Origin of the sequence: Micromonospora parathelypteridis, from assembly GCF_014201145.1 — a bacterium.
In the GTDB taxonomy this organism is placed as follows: Bacteria; Actinomycetota; Actinomycetes; order Mycobacteriales; family Micromonosporaceae; genus Micromonospora; species Micromonospora parathelypteridis.
On sequence record NZ_JACHDP010000001.1, the window covers coordinates 2,101,923 to 2,119,919 of the forward strand.

Annotated in this window: 16 protein-coding genes; 9 read left to right on the forward strand and 7 right to left on the reverse strand. The window is 71.1% G+C overall.

Annotated elements, in window-relative coordinates; translation table 11 throughout:
* The 3 genes from HNR20_RS09105 to HNR20_RS09115 are packed head-to-tail and all read right to left on the reverse strand — an operon-like array spanning position 1 to position 2,896.
* Positions 1 to 450 carry a helix-turn-helix transcriptional regulator gene (locus HNR20_RS09105; RefSeq protein ID WP_184178180.1) on the reverse strand — a complete coding sequence of 150 codons (450 nt, stop codon included), beginning with the start codon at positions 448 to 450 and terminating at the stop codon, positions 1 to 3.
* Positions 451 to 476: 26 nt separating this feature from the next.
* On the reverse strand, positions 477 to 1,436 hold the full coding sequence (locus HNR20_RS09110; RefSeq protein ID WP_184178182.1) for a DNA polymerase domain-containing protein: 960 nt from the start codon (positions 1,434 to 1,436) through the stop codon (positions 477 to 479).
* Positions 1,433 to 2,896, reverse strand: a complete 1,464-nt coding sequence (locus HNR20_RS09115) for an MFS transporter (protein WP_184178184.1) — start codon at positions 2,894 to 2,896, stop codon at positions 1,433 to 1,435. Before HNR20_RS09115 ends, HNR20_RS09110 begins: the two co-directional genes overlap by 4 nt.
* A gap of 75 nt (positions 2,897 to 2,971) precedes the next feature.
* Here HNR20_RS09115 and HNR20_RS09120 point away from each other — a divergent pair, with 75 nt between their 5' ends.
* The 3 genes from HNR20_RS09120 to HNR20_RS09130 all read left to right on the forward strand — a co-directional run bounded on the left by HNR20_RS09120 (position 2,972) and on the right by HNR20_RS09130 (position 6,298).
* Positions 2,972 to 3,406: a winged helix-turn-helix transcriptional regulator gene (locus HNR20_RS09120; protein ID WP_229687067.1), complete on the forward strand. Its 435-nt coding sequence runs from the start codon at positions 2,972 to 2,974 to the stop codon at positions 3,404 to 3,406.
* 100 nt (positions 3,407 to 3,506) lie between these two features.
* Positions 3,507 to 4,094 carry a TetR/AcrR family transcriptional regulator gene (locus tag HNR20_RS09125; protein WP_184188213.1) on the forward strand — a complete coding sequence of 196 codons (588 nt, stop codon included), beginning with the start codon at positions 3,507 to 3,509 and terminating at the stop codon, positions 4,092 to 4,094.
* Positions 4,094 to 6,298 carry an MMPL family transporter gene (locus tag HNR20_RS09130; RefSeq protein ID WP_184178186.1) on the forward strand — a complete coding sequence of 735 codons (2,205 nt, stop codon included), beginning with the start codon at positions 4,094 to 4,096 and terminating at the stop codon, positions 6,296 to 6,298. Before HNR20_RS09125 ends, HNR20_RS09130 begins: the two co-directional genes overlap by 1 nt.
* Before the next feature lie 52 nt (positions 6,299 to 6,350).
* On the opposite strand, the gene HNR20_RS09135 is transcribed toward HNR20_RS09130, so the two are convergent.
* A complete protein-coding gene (locus tag HNR20_RS09135; RefSeq protein ID WP_184178188.1) occupies positions 6,351 to 7,607 on the reverse strand; it encodes an erythromycin esterase family protein in 1,257 nt (418 codons plus the stop codon).
* Positions 7,608 to 7,735: 128 nt separating this feature from the next.
* On the opposite strand from HNR20_RS09135, the gene HNR20_RS09140 reads away from it, so the two are divergent.
* Positions 7,736 to 7,927 (forward strand): DUF2795 domain-containing protein, encoded by a 192-nt coding sequence (locus HNR20_RS09140; protein ID WP_184178190.1) that lies wholly within the window; start codon positions 7,736 to 7,738, stop codon positions 7,925 to 7,927.
* Between the two features lie 123 nt (positions 7,928 to 8,050).
* Here the strand turns inward: HNR20_RS09140 and HNR20_RS09145 are convergent, their stop codons facing one another.
* Entirely contained in the window at positions 8,051 to 8,965 is a 915-nt protein-coding gene (locus HNR20_RS09145; RefSeq protein ID WP_184178192.1) for a Gfo/Idh/MocA family protein, read from the reverse strand.
* A 334-nt stretch (positions 8,966 to 9,299) separates the two neighbouring features.
* On the opposite strand from HNR20_RS09145, the gene HNR20_RS09150 reads away from it, so the two are divergent.
* Both HNR20_RS09150 and HNR20_RS09155 read left to right on the forward strand, forming a co-directional pair.
* Positions 9,300 to 9,695, forward strand: a complete 396-nt coding sequence (locus HNR20_RS09150; RefSeq protein WP_184178194.1) for a hypothetical protein — start codon at positions 9,300 to 9,302, stop codon at positions 9,693 to 9,695.
* A complete protein-coding gene (locus HNR20_RS09155; RefSeq protein ID WP_184178196.1) occupies positions 9,688 to 10,104 on the forward strand; it encodes a hypothetical protein in 417 nt (138 codons plus the stop codon). Before HNR20_RS09150 ends, HNR20_RS09155 begins: the two co-directional genes overlap by 8 nt.
* Before the next feature lie 54 nt (positions 10,105 to 10,158).
* Here the strand turns inward: HNR20_RS09155 and fabG are convergent, their stop codons facing one another.
* Positions 10,159 to 10,917, reverse strand: a complete 759-nt coding sequence (gene fabG / locus HNR20_RS09160; protein ID WP_184178198.1) for a 3-oxoacyl-ACP reductase FabG — start codon at positions 10,915 to 10,917, stop codon at positions 10,159 to 10,161.
* A gap of 173 nt (positions 10,918 to 11,090) precedes the next feature.
* On the opposite strand from fabG, the gene HNR20_RS09165 reads away from it, so the two are divergent.
* The gene (locus tag HNR20_RS09165; protein ID WP_221309753.1) at positions 11,091 to 14,819 is read left to right on the forward strand and encodes a S8 family serine peptidase; all 3,729 of its coding nucleotides are present in this window, start codon (positions 11,091 to 11,093) and stop codon (positions 14,817 to 14,819) included.
* Positions 14,820 to 14,903: 84 nt separating this feature from the next.
* Here HNR20_RS09165 and HNR20_RS09170 read toward each other — a convergent pair whose 3' ends face one another.
* Entirely contained in the window at positions 14,904 to 16,556 is a 1,653-nt protein-coding gene (locus HNR20_RS09170; RefSeq protein ID WP_184178200.1) for an alpha-amylase family protein, read from the reverse strand.
* A 79-nt stretch (positions 16,557 to 16,635) separates the two neighbouring features.
* Here HNR20_RS09170 and HNR20_RS09175 point away from each other — a divergent pair, with 79 nt between their 5' ends.
* Positions 16,636 to 17,250: a DUF1349 domain-containing protein gene (locus tag HNR20_RS09175; RefSeq protein WP_184178202.1), complete on the forward strand. Its 615-nt coding sequence runs from the start codon at positions 16,636 to 16,638 to the stop codon at positions 17,248 to 17,250.
* Between the two features lie 72 nt (positions 17,251 to 17,322).
* Complete coding sequence (locus HNR20_RS09180; protein WP_184178204.1) at positions 17,323 to 17,994, forward strand: DedA family protein; 672 nt, start codon at positions 17,323 to 17,325, stop codon at positions 17,992 to 17,994.
* The last annotated feature ends 3 nt before the right edge of the window (positions 17,995 to 17,997 follow it).

The window sequence follows — 17,997 nt, forward strand, 5'->3', positions numbered from 1 at the left end:
TCACGCTAGTTGCGACTCCGTGACCTGCGCTTCTCGATTCCTGATCGGTCTGGTCACCTGCTTCGCCACGCAGGACGGCATCCCCACCGTCGCCTGCGCCGCCTGCCGGCGGTAGACGCTGGGCGGCACGCCCACCAACTCGGTGAAGCGGGTGCTGAAGGTGCCCAACGACGAACAACCGACCGCGAAACAGACCTCGGTGACACTCAGGTCGCCACGACGCAACAGCGCCATCGCCCGCTCGATCCGGCGCGTCATCAGGTAGCTGTACGGAGATTCGCCATAGGCGAGCCGGAACTCGCGGCTGAGGTGCCCGGACGACATGTGCGCGCCCCGGGCGAGCGCCTCGACGTCCAGCGGAGACGCGTACTCCCGGTCGATCCGGTCGCGGACCCGGCGCAGCCGCGCGAGGTCGCTGAGTCGCTGCGTCGCGTCGGGTTTGCTGGTCACCTGGAAAATCGTGCCACAACCCACCGTCAATCGACCTGCCGCCGGGCGCGGGCCCGGCGCTTTCCCTCGTGCATGGCCTGCACCCGGGCCACCGGGATGGTCCGACCCTCGGCCACCAGGTCGGCGGGGAGCGGCTGCGGCGCCGGCATCAGCGCGGCCCACGGATCACCGGCACCGAGCAGCGTCGGCGCGGTCCGGATGGTGAAGTCGGCGGGGGCCACCTCGGTCAGGTCGGCCCAGTCGACCGGGAAGGAGACCGGCGTCCCGGGGCGCAGCCGAGGGCTGTACGCGGCCGCCACGGTCGCCCCGCCGGCGCGGGTCGCGTCCACGAAGACCCGGCCACCCCGGTCCTCCTTGATGTACGCCGTGGTGGCCAGCGCCGGGTCGAGCCGCTCGGCGCGGACGGCGAGCGCCCGGGTGGCGGCGGCCAACTCCTCCGCGGTGGGCTCGTCGGCCACCGGAACGAAGACGTGCACGCCCTTGGCGCCGCTGGTCTTGACCGCGCCGGCCAGGCCGGCATCGGCGAGTGCCTGGCGGACCAGCAGGGCCGCGGCGACGGCCGCGCGGAAGCCGTCGCCCTCGGGTGGGTCCAGGTCGAGCACCAGGTGGGTCGGGCGGTGCGGATCCGCCGCGGTGGCCAGTGTCGGGTGGTACTCCACCGCCCGCTGGTTGGCGAACCAGAGCAGGGTGCGGCGGTCGTCGCAGAGCGCGTACGAAATCTCCCGGTGCGACGCCTCCGCCCAGACCGGCACCCGGCGGACCCAGTCCGGGGTGTAGCGGGGCAGGTTCTTCTGCATGAACGGCGGCTGGCCGGGGCGGACCCGGATCACCGACAGCGGCCGACCCCGTAACTGCGGGAGGATCCGCTCACTGACCGCGTCGAGGTAGTCCACCAGGTCACGTTTGGTCGCGTCGTCACGGTCGGACAGCGGCTGGTCCAGGTTGGTCAGGGCCACGCCGTCCCGGGATTCATCGGCCTCACTCACCCGACCACCCTCCCGGCCCCGGTGTCGTCGGTCAACCTGACGTGCCGATCGATCCCGGCGGGCCGGGCGCCCGGCAGCGTGCTCAGCGCCACCAGCAACGCGGCGACCACCAGGGCAGCGGCCACGGCGAACGCCGTCCGATAGCCGCCGGCCAGCGCGGCCGTCTCGGCCCAGCCGGCAGCCCGCAAGCCGTCACTGCGAGCGGCTGCCAGGGTGGCCAGCGCGGCCAGGCCGACCGCGCCGCCGACCTGCTGGGTGGTGTTGGCCAGGCCGGAGGCGAGCCCGGCGTCCGCGTCGGTCGCGCCGGCCATGGCCAGGGTGGTGACGGCCGGCAGGGTCAGACCGCCGGCCACCCCGAAGATCAGCATCGCGGGAAGTACGTCGGCGACGTAGGCACCGTCGGCGGGCAGCCGGGCGAGCAGCAGGAAGCCGATGGCCGCCAGGCCGAGCCCGGCCAGCAGCACGGTGCGGGCGCCCCATCGGGCGATCAGCCGACCGGCCAGGCCGAGCGACACCACCGCGATCACGACCGGGGTGGGCAGGAAGGCCCAGCCGGTCGCGGCCGGGTCCAGCCCGAGCACCAGTTGCAGCTCCACGGCGAGCAGGAACTGGAAACCGAAGTACGCGGAGACCATGAGGAACTGCACGGCGTTCGCCGCCACCAGACCCGGAACCCGCAGCACCCGCGCCGGTAGCAACGGGGTCGTCGCGACCCGTTGGCGTAGCGCGAACCCGCCGAGCAGCAGCGCCGCGAGGGCCACCGCGCCGAGGGTTCGGGGGCTGGTCCAGCCGTGCTCGCCCGTTCCCACGATGCCCAGCACGGCGGACATCAGACCGGCGGTGGCGAGCAGCGCGCCGGGCAGGTCCAGGCCGGCCCGCAGGCCAATTCCCTGGTCGGCGGGGAGCCTGCGGACGGCCGCGAGCAGGATGGCGGCCCCGATCGGCAGGTTGACCAGGAAGATCGCCCGCCACCCGGCCACGTCGGTGAGCACCCCACCGGCGACGGTGCCGATCGACGCGCCGGCCGCGCCGGTGAAGCTGAAGACGGCGATGGCGCGGGCGCGCTCGGCCGGTTCGGGATAGAGCCGGACGATCATGCCGAGGCTGACCGCCATGGCCAGCGCCCCGCCGACGCCCTGGCCGAACCGTGCGCCCACCAGCAGGGCCGGCCCGGTGGCGACCGCGCAGGCCAGCGAGGCCAGGGTGAACAGCGCGACGCCGGCCAGGAAGACCCCCCGTCGGCCGAGCAGGTCGCCGAGTCGGCCGGCGAGCAGCAACAGCCCGCCGAACGCGACCAGGTAGGCGTTGACCACCCACGCCAGGCCAGCGGCGGTGAAGCCCAGATCGCGTTGCACGGCGGGCAGCGCCACCGCGACGACGGTGCCATCCAGGATGATCATCAGGCTGCCCGCGCAGAGCACCAGCAGCGCCGGCCAGCGGGACGGGACAACGCGGTCCATGAAATTCCTCCTTGGTGCACGATTTGTTACCGAGGTCATCGTCTGTGACCATGGACCCGAGCGGAAGGAGGCACTTTGATGTCCCAGAGGAACAGCGATGTGTCCGCGCTGATCGCAACCGAGCTGACCTGTGCGGCCGAGAACGTGCCCTTCACCTCGGGTCAGGCGCGGGCGTGCACCGTCCGCGAGGTGCTCGACCGGGTCGGCGGCAAGTGGAGCATCGGCGTTCTGGTGGCCGCCTCCCACGGGCCGGTGCGCTTCACGGAGCTGGAGCGGCACATCGAGGGGATCAGCCGCCGGATGCTCACGCTGACGCTGCGCAACCTGGAGCGGGACGGCCTGTTGCACCGCACGGTCTACCCGACTGTTCCGCCCAAGGTCGAGTACACCGCCACCCCCATGGCGCTGGAGCTGTACGAGTCGCTGGTGGCGCTGACCGCCTGGGCCGAGCGGCATCGTCGGGCCATCGCCGAGGCGCGGACCAGGTACGACGCCGAGCACGCCGAATGAAACCGGCCCGGGTGTGGTGAACGCCACCGCTTCGGTCTGACCGATCGGTCAGGTTCTGACCGATCGGTCAGGCATGCTGGTCTGCGGGGGTGGACCAATGATGGCGAGAGCGGTGTCCGAGACGCACGGCGAGATCCTGGCCGCGGCGGCGCGGCGATTCGCGGTGACCGGCTACCGGGGCACCTCCCTGCAGGACATCGCCCGCGAGGTCGGCTGCTCCAAGGCCACCGTGCTCTACCACTTCGCCAACAAGGAAGCCCTGCTCGCCGAGCTGATGGCACCGGCCATCGCCGTGCTGCAGGACCTCGACGACCAGCTCACCGACCTGACCGGGGCGGCCGCCCAGGAGGTCGCCGCCAGCGGCTTCGTCGACCTCGCGGTCCGGTTCCGGCGGGAGATCGCGGTGCTGCGCGGTGAGTTCCCGGAGCTGCTGTGCCAGCCGGCCTTCGCGCACATCCAGCAGATCTCCGATCGGCTACGGGACGCGCTGGCCGGCCATTCCGACCGGCCGGGAGCCCGGATCGCCGCGCTGGTGCTGCTCGCCGGCATCTCCGAGGCGTGCGCCGAGTTCGTCGACATTTCCGACGACGAGTTGCGCCCCGCCCTGCTCAGACTCGTCCGGCGGGCCGTCGAACCCGTCGACACACTCCTGCCCCAACAACCCACGACCGAGGACAAGGAATCCTGATGGCCACCCTGCTCTACCGGCTCGGCCGGGGCGCGTTGCGCCGGCGACGGCTCGTCGTCGCGCTCTGGCTCGTCGTACTCGTCGTCGCCGGCCTGGCCGCGGCGACCCTGCGCGGCCCGACGGCGAGCAACTTCACCATGCCCGGCACCGAGAGCCAGCGCGCGCTCGACCTGCTGGCCGATCAGTTCCCCGCGGCCAGCGGCGCCACCGGCACCATCACGGTCAAGGCACCGGCGGACGGCCAACTGGGCACCCCGCAGGGCCAGGCCGTGGTGCAGGAACTCGTCCAGCAGGCCTCGACACTGCCCGGCGTGGTCGGCGCGGTCGATCCGTTCCAGGTCGGCGCGGTCACGCCCAACGGCCGGTACGCGCTGGTCCAGGTCCAGTTCGCGACCGGCGGGGACGACGTGACCGACGCGCAGCGCACCGCGTACGAGCAGGTTGGCGCTTCGGCCAAGGCACAGGGTTGGCAGGTCGCCCCGGGTGGCGAGGTGCTCGGCGGCGAGCCGGAGATCGGCTCCACCGAGGCGCTCGGCGTACTCGTCGCCGCGATCGTCCTGATCATCACGTTCGGCTCACTCGTCGCCGCCGGAATGACCATGCTCAACGCGCTGATCGGCGTGGGCGCCGGGATGGCCGGGCTGTTCGCGCTGAGCGGCGCCGTCCAGCTCACCAGCACCGCCCCGATCCTGGCGCTGATGCTCGGCCTCGCGGTCGGCATCGACTACTCGCTGTTCATCACCTCCCGGCACCGGCAGAACCTGCTCGACGGACTGTCCCCGGAGGAGGCGGTCGGCCGAGCCGTGGGCACCGCCGGCTCCGCGGTGGTCTTCGCGGGCGCCACCGTGGTCATCGCGCTGGCCGGGCTGGCCGTGGTGAACATCCCGTTCCTCACCGTGATGGGTCTCGCCGCGGCCGGCACGGTCACCGTCGCGGTACTTGTCGCGATCACCCTCCAGCCGGCACTGCTCGGCTTCGCCGGTCGCCGGGTACTCCCCCGCCGGCTGCGCGCGGTCGCCGCCGACGGCACGGTTGCCGCCGACGGCACGGTTGCCGAGACCGCCACGACCGAGGACCAGTCCCGGTTCGGGTTCCGCTGGGCGCGGCTGGTCACCCGGTTCCGCGTACCCGTCATCCTGGTCGGCCTGCTCGGCCTGGGCCTGCTCGCGCTGCCCACGCCGGACATGCGGCTGGGCCTGCCGGGCGCCGCGACGGCCGCCGTCGGCTCACCCGCCCGGGTGGCGAACGACCTGACCACCGAGGGTTTCGGAGCGGGCTTCACCGGCCGGCTCGCGGTGGTGGTCGCCGGTGACACGCCGCAGGCCACCTCGGCCGCCGTGCCGCAGGTCACCGCGCTGCTGCAGCGCACCGAGAACGTCCTCGCGGTGGCGCCGGCCCAGCTCAGCCCGGACGGCCGGACCGCGCTGTTCGGCGTGATCCCGAAGACCGGCCCGACCGACGAGGCCACCGAGACCCTGGTCCACGACATCCGCGGCTCGATGGGTGGGATCCGCGACGCGGACGTACTGCTCACCGGGGTCACCGCGATCGGCATCGACGTGTCCGAGAAGCTCTCCGACGCGCTACCGATCTACCTGCTGCTGGTGGTCGGGCTGTCGGTGCTGCTGCTGATGCTGGTGTTCCGCTCGCTGCTGGTGCCGATCAAGGCCGCGCTGGGCTTCCTGCTCACCGTCGCCGCCACGTTCGGCATCACGGTGGCGGTCTTCCAGCAGGGGCACCTCGCCGACCTGGTCGGTCTGGACACCCCGGGCCCGCTGATCAGCTTCCTGCCGATCCTGCTGATCGGCATCCTGTTCGGGCTCGCGATGGACTACGAGGTGTTCCTGGTGTCCCGGATGCGGGAGGACTTCGTGCACGGCAAGTCCGCCCGGCAGGCCACCATCAGCGGCATGGGACACGGCGCGCGCGTGGTCACGGCGGCCGCGCTGATCATGATCTCGGTCTTCGGGGGCTTCGTCTTCCTGGAGGACCCGGTGATCAAGTCGATGGGCTTCGCGCTCGCCATCGGCGTCGCCATCGACGCGTTCGTGGTCCGGATGACCATCGTCCCGGCGGTGATGTCACTACTCGGCGACCGCGCCTGGTGGCTGCCGAGGTGGCTGAACCGCGCCCTCCCGAACGTCGACATCGAAGGCGAAGGCCTCCGCACCCACCTGGAAGACCGCACCCCGACCCACGTCTGACCCATCCAACAGTGGAGGTGTGGTGCCCGAGGGGTGCCACACCTCCACTGCGTCAGACGCCGGCTGGGTAGGTTTCCATCTCGCCGGGGACTGCCGGGACCGACAGCGGGTGCAGGGCGGTGGTGTCGTCGCACCAGATGAAGGCGTCGTACCGGTCGCCGAGCCGCGTCGGCACGTAGTTGCCCCAGGACTCGAAGGACGGGTCGTAGACGACCCCGATCGCCCGATGGTCCGCGGTCTCGGTCACCCAGCCCGGCTGGTCGTCACCGCCGAAGATCAGCACCGCTCGCTCCGGCATCAGCTCGTGCAGCCGCCGTTCGACCGACCCCTCCCGGGCCGGCGGCACCACCATCGGCTCGGGAGTCGACCCCCACCGGGGAGCGGCGATCACCGTGCCCCGGTAGCTGCCGAAGCCGATCAGGGCCACCGCGTCGTCGCCGTGCCGTTCCCGGGCCAACTGACCAATGTTGACCATCCCGTCCGCGGCCATGTCGGTGGCACGGGCGTCCCCGACATGCGTGTTGTGTGCCCAGACGATGCCCCGGGCGTCCGGGCCGTACCGGTCCAGCAGCCGATCCAGCGTGTCCTGCATGTGGGTGTCGCGGATGTTCCACGAGTCCGGCCCGCCGGCCACCATCGCCCGGTAGTAGCGCTCCGCACCGGCCACCACCTCCGCGTTCTGCCAGGCCGAGAAGCGATCTGGACCATCGTTGAGGGCGTGTTCACGGGTCCGGGCGAGCAGCCGGACGACCTCCTCCTCGCAGCGGGCGGAGACGAACCGGCTGGCCGCGCCGTACTCCTCGACCCTCTTGCCGTACGGCTCGAAGCAGCGGTACGCGTCCTGTGCCGCCTCCAGCGACGTCGGGTCCTCCTCCCCCAGGTAGTCGAAGATCGCCTGCATCGACTCCCAGAGGCTGTACACGTCGAGCCCGTGGAACCCGGCGCGCTGGTCCTCCGGACGCTCCACATTCCAGGCCCGCAGCCAACTGGCGAACCGGGCCACCTCGGCGTTTGCCCACATCCAGGTCGGCCACCGCTCGAACTGTTCGAGCGCGAGCTGCGGCTCAAGCGCGCCACCCGGCGCGGCAGTCACCGAACGGTGCACCCGGTCACAGTCCGGCCAGTCGCCCTCAACGGCGACAAAGGAGAAGCCGCACTCCGCGATCAACCGGCGCGTGAGCTGCTCGCGCAGCCGGTAGTAGTCGTAACTGCCGTGGGTGGACTCGCCGATCATCACCACCCGGGCGTCTCGAACGCGCTCCAGCAACGGGTCGAAGTCGCTCGGCGCGCCGAGCCGCTGAACCAGCATGCCAGCGGCTACCCGACCGCCGCTGCGGCAAACCGTGGGCGCGTCGCGGCCCGACACGCCGGCCGCCGGGCCGTCGTGCGTGCCGACCGGGACGGTGTACGCCCACCGCGAGTGGGTAGCCGGCCGGCATGACCGTCACCGGGGTTCAGTTGCAGGAGTACCTGGCCGGGCTCGACTACCCGGTCTCCCGGGAGGACCTGATCCGCTGGGGGCAGGAGAACGGGGCAAGCACGGCGATGTTGCAGATGTTGCAGGCGTTGCCGGCGGAGCAGTTCGACTCGCCGGACGAGCTGAACGCCGCCCTGACCACCATCACCTAACCCCCAACCCCGGCCCTCCCGGCCCCGTGATCACCCGACCTCGGTGATCATGAAGTTATTGCCAACCGCCGCGGCGTGTCGTGACGTTAACTTCATGATCACCGGGGGCCAAGGTGGGTGGGGTTAGGGAACGGTGACGGGAACGGTGACGGTGCGGGATTCGGTGCGGGCGGTTTCGGCGGCGGCGAGGATGCCGACGACCTCGCGGCCGAAGCGGACGTCGCAGCGGTGGTCCCGGGTGCCGGCCCGCACCTGCTCGACGAGTTGGTCGATCGCGACGCCGAACGCGGTGGCGGCGTCGTTCTCGCCGAACGGGACGTTCTCGATGCCGTTCTCGCCGTAGAACACGAACTCCCGGGCCATCGACTCGGTCGGGGCGTCCAGGGAGAGCGAGGCGCTGCTGGTGGCCCCTCCCTCGTGGGTGAGCAGCAGGTGCACCATCCCGCTCGGCCCGTCCATCGCCGCCACCTGGGTCACCCGGCCCAGCACCGGCAGGAGGATGGAGAGCGCGTGCGGGGCGATGTCCCAGAGCGCGCCGTGCTCGCGGCGCCACAACGAGCCGCCGTACGGGCTGCCGTCCTGAAAGATCGAGGCGAACGCGGTGGTCCGACCGTGCTGCCAACCCCCGGCCGCGGCGGTCGCGGCGAGGAAGGCGGTCACGTTCGGCTGGAACCGCTGGGTGAAGAAGACGACCGAGGCGACCCCGGACTGGTCGGCGGCTGCCACGATGCGGTCGGCGTCGGCCACGCTGAGCGCCAGCGGCTTGTCCAGCAGCAGGTGCCGGCCCGCGGCGGCCGCCCGGACCGCGATGTCGGCCTGGATGTCCGGCGGCAGCGCGACGGCGATCGCCTCACACTCCTCGATCAGCGCGTCGACGTCGGCGAAGGCGGGCACCCCGTACCGCTCGGCCAGCGCGGCGGCCCGCTCCGGGTTACGCCCCCACACCCCGACCAACTCCGCGTCCGGATGCGCGTGCAACGCCTTTCCGTGCGTCTCGATCGCCCAGTGACCGGTGCCGAACAAGCCGAACCGCAGCACGTGTACCTCCAGCTATTCCCCCCGCCGCGGCAACGCCACGGACGTGATCCACGCTAGTCGCCGCATCAGGGGCACCGGCGGCGGGTCGACCAACCGGAGCAGCTCACGTCCGTGCCGCTCGGGCGTGAGCTGGTACGGCCAGTGCCTGTAGAGCTGCCCCAGACGTGGGGCGCAAGGCACGGTTCCCGACCCGCCCCACTCGCGGGGCAGCTCTACAGCGAGCGGCGGACACGCCGGCGGTGGCACGCGTCGGGGGTGCCGAGGCGGGGTCAGTCGTTTACTACGACGGTTAGTAGGCTGTGCCGGTGACCGAGGTGACGACCAGGTGGGGCCGATGACCAGCGCGGCGGCGGCCAACTCGCCGGTGGACGGGGTCCTGGCGACGGCGTCGATCGTGCTGTCGCTGCTCGTCGCGGTGTGGGCGCTGGTGGCAGCGGTGCGCCAACGGCCGCCGGACCGGGTGCAGTTCATCGGCCTGGGCGTCCTCGAACTGGCGCTGCTCGTGTTGAGCGTGCTGGCCCTGGTGGCCGTCGGCGGTGGGGACCGGCCCGGTGAGCCCGGCGCCTTCTTCGGCTACCTGGTCACGCTGGTGTGCCTGCCGCCGCTGGCCTGGGTGCTGGCCCGGATGGAGCCGACCCGTTGGGGTTCGGCGATCGTCTGCGCGGTCTGCCTGGTGGCCCCGGTGGTGGTGATCCGGTTGCAGCAGACCTGGGAGGTGCTCGGTGGTTGAGACACGACCGGCGGGACGCGCCACGAACGCCGGCCCGGGCCGGTTGCTGATCGCGGTCTACCTGCTCTTCGCCATCGCGGCGACCAGCCGGGCCGGTCTGCAGATCGCCACCAAGTTCGACGAGGCGCCGGTGGCGTACCTGCTCTCCGGGGTGGCCGCACTCATCTACATCGTGGCGGCGGTGGGGTTGGCCCGCGCCGGGCACACCGGCCGACGGGTCGCCCTGGCGTGCTGCTCGGTGGAGCTGGTCGGGGTGGTCGTGGTCGGCATCCTGAGCCTTGTCGACAAGGAGCTCTTCCCGGACGAGACGGTCTGGTCGCAGTTCGGCAGCGGGTACGGCTACATCCCGCTGGTGCTGCCGGTGCTCGGCCTGATCTGGCTCTGGCGCACCCGCCGCGCCCCCGCCTGACCCGACGACGAGGGCGTCCCCTCCACGAAGGGAGCACCCTCGTCGGTGTGCGGGTCAGTCCCGTGGGCCGCCGGCGACGTAGATGACCTGCCCGGAGACGAAACCGGCACCCTCGCTCGTCAGGAACGAGATGGTGTGCGCGACGTCCTCCGGCCGCCCCGGGCGCCGGACCGGGATCTCGGCAGCGGCGTGCTTCTGGAAGTCGTCGAAGTCGACCTTCATCCGGGCGGCGGTGGCCGCCGTCATGTCGGTGACGATGAAGCCGGGTGCCACCGCGTTGACGGTCACCCCGAACGGCCCCAACTCGATGGCGAGCGTCTTGGTGAAGCCCTGCAGACCAGCCTTGGCGGCGGCGTAGTTCGCCTGGCCGCGGTTGCCCAGGGCGGAGGTGCTGGAGAGGTTGACGATCCGCCCCCACTTGCGGTCCACCATGTGCTTCTGAGCGGCCTGGCTGAACAGGAACGCGCCGCGCAGGTGCACCCCCATCACCGTGTCCCAGTCGGCGTTGGTCATCTTGAACAGCAGGTTGTCGCGGAGCACACCGGCGTTGTTGACCAGCACGGTGGGCGCGCCCAGTTCAGCGGCAACACGGGCCACCGCCGCCTCGACCTGATCCCGGTCGGAGACGTCGGCGCCCACTCCGAGCGCCCGGCCGCCGGCGCCGGCGATGGCGTCCACGGTCTCCTTGGTCGCCGCCTCCTCGATGTCGACGACGGCGACGGTCATTCCGTCGGCGGCCAGCCGTCGGGCGGTGGCCGCGCCGATACCGCGTGCGGCTCCGGTGACGATGGCGACGCGGGGCTCCTCCGACATGATTACCTCCCGGTAACTTGGGGTCGATCGGAGGAGCTTAACCTTCGTCGGCCACCACCGGCGATGACCATGGTTTACACAATGGATCTATACGAGATGATCTTCCGCGCGTAGCGTCCGAATCGCTGTCACCCCCGCCAGCGAACAGACGACGAAGTAAGGAACGACATCACGTGACGTTCTCGCGTACCCGTGGAGCCTGGCTAGCCGCCGTGGTCTCCACGGCCCTCGCGGCAGCCGGTGGATCACCCGCCCTGGCCGCCGCCCCCGGAGCCCCGGCCGATCCCGGCGCCACCCCCGCCCCCGCGACAAGCCTGCCCACCCCACCCGGCACCCACTCGGTCACCCTGATCACCGGTGACACGGTCACCACCCGCCAGGGCGCCAACGGCGGCACCCTCGACGTACGGCGCCCAGACGGCGCCTCGACACCGGTGCGGGTGGTCGAGACCGGCGACGACCTGTACGTCTACCCCCAGTCGGTGCTGCCCTACGTGGCCGCGAACACCCTGGACAAGCGGCTGTTCAACGTCACCCGGTTGATCGCCGACGGGTACGACGACGAGCGGGTGGACCACCTTCCCCTGATCGTGTCGTACGACGCCGGGGCGGCCGGCCTGCGAACCGCCACCGCACCCGCCGGCGCGACCCGCACCCGTACGTTGAGCAGCATCTCGGGTGCCGCGCTGAGCGAGGACCGCGACCGGGCCGACGAGTTCTGGGCCGCGATCACGGCCGCCCCCACCGCCAAGGCGACCGCCGCGACCGACGACAAGGGACGCTTCTCCGGCGGAATCGCCAAGATCTGGCTGGACGGGCGGGTACGCGCCGACCTCGCCGACACCACCGCGCAGATCGGCGCTCCCGCGGTCTGGGCCGGCGGCGACACCGGCACGGGCGTGCGGGTTGCCGTCCTGGACACCGGCATCGACGCGGCACACCCGGATCTGACCGACCGGATCAGCGCGTCCGCCGTGTTCGTGCCGGGCGAGGAGATCACCGACCGGGTCGGGCACGGCACCCACGTCGCCTCCACCATCGCCGGCACCGGCGCCGCCTCCGGTGGCCGGGAGAAGGGTGTCGCACCGGATGCCCGGCTCGCCATCGGCAAGGTGCTCAGCGACGACGGCCACGGGATGGACTCCTGGATCCTGGCCGGCATGGAGTGGGCGGCCCGGGAGGCCGACGCCAGTGTCATCAACATGAGCCTGGGCTCCAACCAGCCCAGTGACGGAACCGATCCGATGAGCCAGGCGGTCAACAAGCTCAGTGCCGAGACCGGTGCCCTGTTCGTCATCTCCGCCGGCAACGCCGGCCTGCCCGGCAGCGTGGCCGCCCCGGGCGCGGCCGACGCGGCGTTGACCGTCGGCGCCGTGGACGGTGACGACCAACTCGCCTACTTCTCCAGCCAGGGCCCGCGGATCAGCGACGAGGCCATCAAGCCGGAGCTGACCGCGCCCGGCGTCGGGGTGCTCGCGGCCCGCTCGCAGTACGCGCCCGGCGAGGGCGCGTACCAGACCATGGACGGCACTTCGATGGCCGCGCCGCACGTCGCCGGAGCCGCCGCGCTGCTCGCCGCGAAACACCCGGACTGGACGGGTCAGCAGCTCAAGGACGCCCTGGTCAGCACGACCAAGGCCACGCCGCAGTACGACGCCTACCAGGCCGGCACCGGTCGGGTCGACGTCGCCGCCGCGGTCCGCGCCCCGATCGTCGCCACCGGCACCGTCTCCACCAGCGTGCGCAAGGACACCACGAAGGCCACCCACCCGGTGACGTACACGAACACCACTGGGCAGCCGATCACGCTGGGCCTCTCGGTGGACGCGCCGAGCGCGCCGGCCGGGCTGTTCAGCCTGTCCGCGACGCAGGTGACCGTGCCCGCGAACAGCACCGCCACGGTCACGTTGACCACGGACATCTCCCGGGCCGGCGCCGGCAGTCGGTACACCGGTCAGGTCGTCGCCGCTGGGCCGGACCGGTCCGTGCTGGCCCGCACCGCCATCGCGGTCGGCACGTTCACCCCGTACCACCACCTTCGGTTGGAGATGACCGACCGGGCCGGCAAGCCGGCCAGCGGGATCATCGAGCTGGGGCAGCCGGGCAGCTACGACATCAGTTTCGTCGAGACCGACCCGGATGGCACGGCGCAGCTCTACCTGCCCGAGGGCGTCTACTCGGCGATGAGCTTCCTGAACGTCACCGGCAGCCACGGCCCGAACTCGCTCGGCCTGGCGCTGCTCGGCAACCCCGACATCGACCTGCGCACGGACACCACGGTTCGGTTGGACGGAAAGGCGGCCCGCCGGGTCGAGTCGTCGGTGCCGCAACAGACCGCCGACACCTTTACCCGGCTGGACTACTACCGGTCCCAGGGCGAGGGGCGGTGGCGCTCGTTCATCGCGGGCGGCGTGTTCTTCGACAGCTTCTGGGCGCAGCCCACCAGCAGGGACGTGCGACACGGCGACTTCTACGTCGGTGCCCGCTGGCGCAAGGAACAGCCGGTGCTGACCGTCGGCACCACGAAGGTGAACTTCGACGACGTGGTGCGCCAGCAGGGCACCACCCAGTTGCCGAAGGGCAGGTGGACGTTGCCGACGGTCTTCGCCGGCAACGGTGCGGCGAGCGACTACGCCGGGCTGAACGCCCGGGGCGCGGTGACCGTGGTCCGGCGTAACTGGGAGGTCAGCGACTCCGAGCAGGCCGCCGCGGCGACCGCCGCCGGGGCGAAGATGATGCTGGTGGTCAACGACTTCCCGTGGCGCGAGGTGCGCGACTACTCGGTCGACTTCTTCACCCCCACCCCGATCGAGGTGGCGATGCTCAGCACCGACGAGGGCGAGGCGTTGATCCAGCAGATCCAGCGCGGCTCCACGAAGGTCGAGGTCGCCTCGCAGCCGGTCGCCGACTACGTGTACGACCTGGTCCAGGCATACCACAACCGGATTCCGCGCGACCTGAGCCGGGCCGAGACCCCGAAGACGCTGGCCCGGATCGACGTCGGTTTCAACGTCCCGACGCCGCAGACCCGGGGCGGCGAGTTCCGGTACGACTGGCCGTCGTACAACAACTGGGGCATCGGCCAGACCAGCAACCGCCCGCTCGCCACGGTCCGTACCGACTGGGTGTCCACCGGCGACCTGTACACGTGGGGTCAGGAGGCGTACCTCGACTCCACGACGTACCAGATCGACCCCCGGACCAGCTTCCGCTCCGGCAGCCGGAACACCGAGCAGTTCTTCGAGCCGATCGAACGACCGCACCTGAACAACAACTTCAAACTGCCGACCCGCTCCGGCGACGCTCTCAACCTCGACGTGCCCGGTTGGGGCGGCGCCGACCACGTCGGCATGGCGATGAGCGCCGCAGGGCAGACCAACAAGCTCTACCAGGGTCCGACGCTGCTCGGCGAGAGCACCAGCACGTGGATCAGCGGCACCGCGCCGAGCGCGGATGAGCGGCCGTACCGACTGGTGGTGGGGACCACCCAGGACCCGACCGTCGGCCGGTACTCCACCAGCACCACCACCGAGTGGACGTTCCGGTCGAAGGCACCGGCCGCCGGAGTGGAGTCGAGCGTGCTGCCGCTGCTCCAACTCGACTACGGCGTCGACACCGACGCCGCCGGCACTGCGAAGGGCCGGACCGACCTGACCGTCTCCGCGGCGCATCTGACCGGTGCCACCGGTTGCGGCAGCATCCGGCCGGTCAGCCTGGAGATCTCGTACGACGACGGCGCGCACTGGCAGAAGCAGGCGCTGGACCGTGCGAAGGACGGCTCCTGGACCGCGAAGCTGCGGGCACCGAAGGGCGCGACCTATGTCTCCCTGCGGGCCGGCGCCACCGACAGCTCCGGCAACTCGGTCGAGCAGACCGTGCTCCGCGCCTTCGGCGTGCGCTGATCGGCGCACCGCGATGAGGACGTGACATCGTCCGGCGAGCACGCGAAGGGGGACCGCGCCGATCGGCGCGGTCCCCCGGTCAGCTCAGAACCCGCCACCCCGGCAGAGCCGGATCCAGCGGTAGCCGTGGCCGGAGACCTTCACCGCGCCGAGCTTGCCCAGCTCGCCGTAGCCACGGTCGGCGAGCACGTCGATCGGCAGGTCGGCCTCCGGTTCGAGGCTGCTGAGATCCACCTCGACGTCGTCGGTGCCCAGGTTGTGCAGGAAGACCATGGTGCCGGTCGGCCCGTCCGCCCGGTGCGCGAGCACCCCGGCCGGCATCGCCACGTCGATGTGGGTGGTCGAGCCGGAGCCGATCTCCGGAGCCTCGCGCAGCGTGCGGATCATGCGCTCGAACCAGGCGAGCAACGACTTCGAGTCACCACGCTGGGCGGTGACATTGACGGCCTGGTAGCCGAACTCACCCTTGTCGATCACCGGGCGGACCAGCTTCTCCGGGTCCGCCGTGGAGAAGCCGGCATTCGGCTGGTACGACCACTGCATCGGGGTACGGATCGCCTCCCGGCCGGGCAGCGACAGGTCCTCGCCCATCCCGATCTCCTCGCCGTAGCGCAGCACCGGCGTGCCGCGCATCGAGAACTGCAGCGCGTACGCCAGCTCGATGCGCCGCCGGTCGTTGCCGAGCATCGGGGCGAACCTGCGCCGGATGCCCCGGTCGTAGATGCGCATGGTCTCGTCCGGGCCGAACTGCGCGTACACCTCGTTGCGCTGTTCGGTGGTCAACCGGGACAGGTCGATCTCGTCGTGGTTTCGCAGGAAGGTGGCCCACTGCCCGCCGACGGGCAGCTTCGGGGTGTCGCGCAACGCCTCGATCAGCGACTCCGGGTCCTGCCGGGCCAGGGCGAGCATGAGCCGACCGTTGAGCATGAAGTCGAAGAGCATGTGGATCCGGTTGCCGGAGCCGCTGGCGTCGCCGAAGAACGTCGGTAGCTGGTCCGGCTCGACGTTCGCCTCGGCCAGCAGGACGGCGTCGCCGCGCCGCCACTGCACGTGCTGGCGCATCTCGGTGAGGAACTCGAAGTCCTTCGGGGAGTTCGGGTTGCCCGGCTCGGTCAGCTCGATGATGAACGGCACCGCGTCCATCCGGAAGCCGGAGACGCCGAGCTGGAGCCAGAACGACATGATCTTCTTGATCTCCGCCCGGACCTGCGGGTTGGCGAAGTTGAGATCCGGCTGGAACTTGTAGAACCGGTGGTAGAACCACGCCTTGGCGGTCCGGTCGTAGCTCCAGGTCTCGTCCTGCTCACCGGGGAAGACCATGCCCTGGTGCCGGTCGTCCGGCTCGGTGTCGGACCAGACGAACCAGTCGCGGTACGGGGAGTCCGGCGAGGATCGGGCGGACTGGAACCACGGGTGCTCGTCGGAGGTGTGGTTGACCACCAGGTCGATGATCACGCGGATGCCCCGGTTCTCGGCCTGGTGCAGGAGCTCGGCGAAGTCGCCCAGGGTGCCGAAGCGCGGGTCCACGTTGTAGAAGTCGGTGGCGTCGTACCCGTCGTCGCGGTTGGGGGACGGGTGGATCGGGTGCAGCCACAGGCAGGTCACCCCGAGCCGGGCCAGGTAGTCCAGCCTCCCGATCAACCCACGGATGTCGCCGACCCCGTCGCCGTCCGAGTCGGCGTACGTGTCGATGTCGAGGCAGTAGACGACGGCTTCGGAATACCAACGGTCACCCATGCGGAAGAAACTTCTCCGAACGATCATTACGGCAAACCCGTCCGGCGGCCGGCTGCCTCGGTTGGATACCGTGCCCGTCATGGAGACCGATCTCGTACCCCCGAGCGAACCGCTGGACTGGTCTGCGGGCAGTTGGCTGCACCCGCCGGTAAGCGTCGAGAAGGGCCCGGCCGGTGAGCTGGTCGTCGAACCGGCAGCGGAGAGCGACTTCTGGCGGCAGACCAGCTACGGCTTCGTCCACGACAACGGCCCTGCTCTGCTGGCGCCACTGCCGGTCGACACCGCCATGGAGGTGAGTTTCCGGCTCGACTTCTCGGCGCAGTTCGACCAGGCCGGCGCGCTCGTCCGCGTCGACGAACGGACCTGGACGAAGGCCGGCGTCGAGATGAGCGACGGCGAGTCGCAGCTCGGCGCGGTGGTGACCCGGGAGTTCTCCGACTGGTCGGTGGCACCGGTGCCGCAGTGGGCGGGTCGGGAGGTGACCGTCCGGGTCAGCCGGGCCGGCGACGCGCTGACCGTCCGCGCCCGGGCCGACGACGAGCCATGGCGACTGGTTCGGCTCACCCCGCTGGACCCGGCGGCCGTGGCGATGGCCGGCCCGTTCTGCTGCGCGCCGTCCCGTGCCGGTCTGACCGTGGTGTTCACCGGCTGGCGGCAGGGGCCGGCGGACCTCGCGCTGCACCCGGAGCACTGAGCGGCAGGTGTGATCGGGATGTCAGTGGGTATGACCATCCGATCCCCCGACAGCCGATGAGGAAGGACGACCATGGCGTACGCCCAGACTGGTGACCCGTCCGAGTTCACCGGGTTGACCGGTTGGGTGGCAACCGTGATCGAGGCGATGGGCCCGGTCGGCGTGGCGCTGCTGGTGGCGTTGGAGAGCATCGTCCCGCCGATCCCCAGCGAGATCGTGCTGGCGCTCGCCGGCTTCCTGGCTCACGAGGGCCAGTTCAACGTGGTGGTCGTGGTGCTGGCCGCGACGGCCGGCTCGCTGGTCGGCGCGTTGGTGCTCTACTGGCTCGGCGCGGCGCTCGGTGAGGAACGGCTCAAGCGGTGGCTGGACCGCATCCCGTTGGTGGACAGCGAAGACCTGGAGAAGGCCGACCGCTGGTTCGAGCGGCATGGCAGGTGGGCCGTGCTGATCGGCCGGGTGGTGCCGGTGGTCCGCAGTCTGGTCTCCGTGCCGGCCGGAGCCAACCGGATGCCGCTGGGCGAGTTCATCCTGCTCACCACCATCGGCAGCGGGGTGTGGAACGGTCTCATCGTCGGTGCCGGCTACGCGCTCGGCAACCAGTGGCAGGACGTGCCCCGCTACAGCGACTGGTTCAACTACGCGATCGTCGCGGTCTTCGTCGTCATGCTGGTCAGTTGGGTGATCCGTAAGGTCCGCCGACGCCGGCAGCGCGACGACCGGCGGTCGGTGACCGCCGGTCGTTGATTC

Excerpts from the sequence above, each read along its gene's own strand:
- HNR20_RS09135 (WP_184178188.1), bottom strand. The coding sequence starts at position 7,607 with ATGCTGGTTCAGCGGCTCGGCGCGCCGAGCGACTTCGACCCGTTGCTG.
- fabG (WP_184178198.1), bottom strand. The coding sequence starts at position 10,917 with ATGTCGGAGGAGCCCCGCGTCGCCATCGTCACCGGAGCCGCACGCGGT.
- HNR20_RS09115 (WP_184178184.1), bottom strand. The coding sequence starts at position 2,896 with ATGGACCGCGTTGTCCCGTCCCGCTGGCCGGCGCTGCTGGTGCTCTGC.
- HNR20_RS09180 (WP_184178204.1), top strand. The coding sequence starts at position 17,323 with ATGGCGTACGCCCAGACTGGTGACCCGTCCGAGTTCACCGGGTTGACC.
- HNR20_RS09175 (WP_184178202.1), top strand. The coding sequence starts at position 16,636 with ATGGAGACCGATCTCGTACCCCCGAGCGAACCGCTGGACTGGTCTGCG.
- HNR20_RS09140 (WP_184178190.1), top strand. The coding sequence starts at position 7,736 with ATGACCGTCACCGGGGTTCAGTTGCAGGAGTACCTGGCCGGGCTCGAC.
- HNR20_RS09170 (WP_184178200.1), bottom strand. The coding sequence starts at position 16,556 with ATGGGTGACCGTTGGTATTCCGAAGCCGTCGTCTACTGCCTCGACATC.
- HNR20_RS09130 (WP_184178186.1), top strand. The coding sequence starts at position 4,094 with ATGGCCACCCTGCTCTACCGGCTCGGCCGGGGCGCGTTGCGCCGGCGA.
- HNR20_RS09150 (WP_184178194.1), top strand. The coding sequence starts at position 9,300 with ATGACCAGCGCGGCGGCGGCCAACTCGCCGGTGGACGGGGTCCTGGCG.
- HNR20_RS09125 (WP_184188213.1), top strand. The coding sequence starts at position 3,507 with ATGGCGAGAGCGGTGTCCGAGACGCACGGCGAGATCCTGGCCGCGGCG.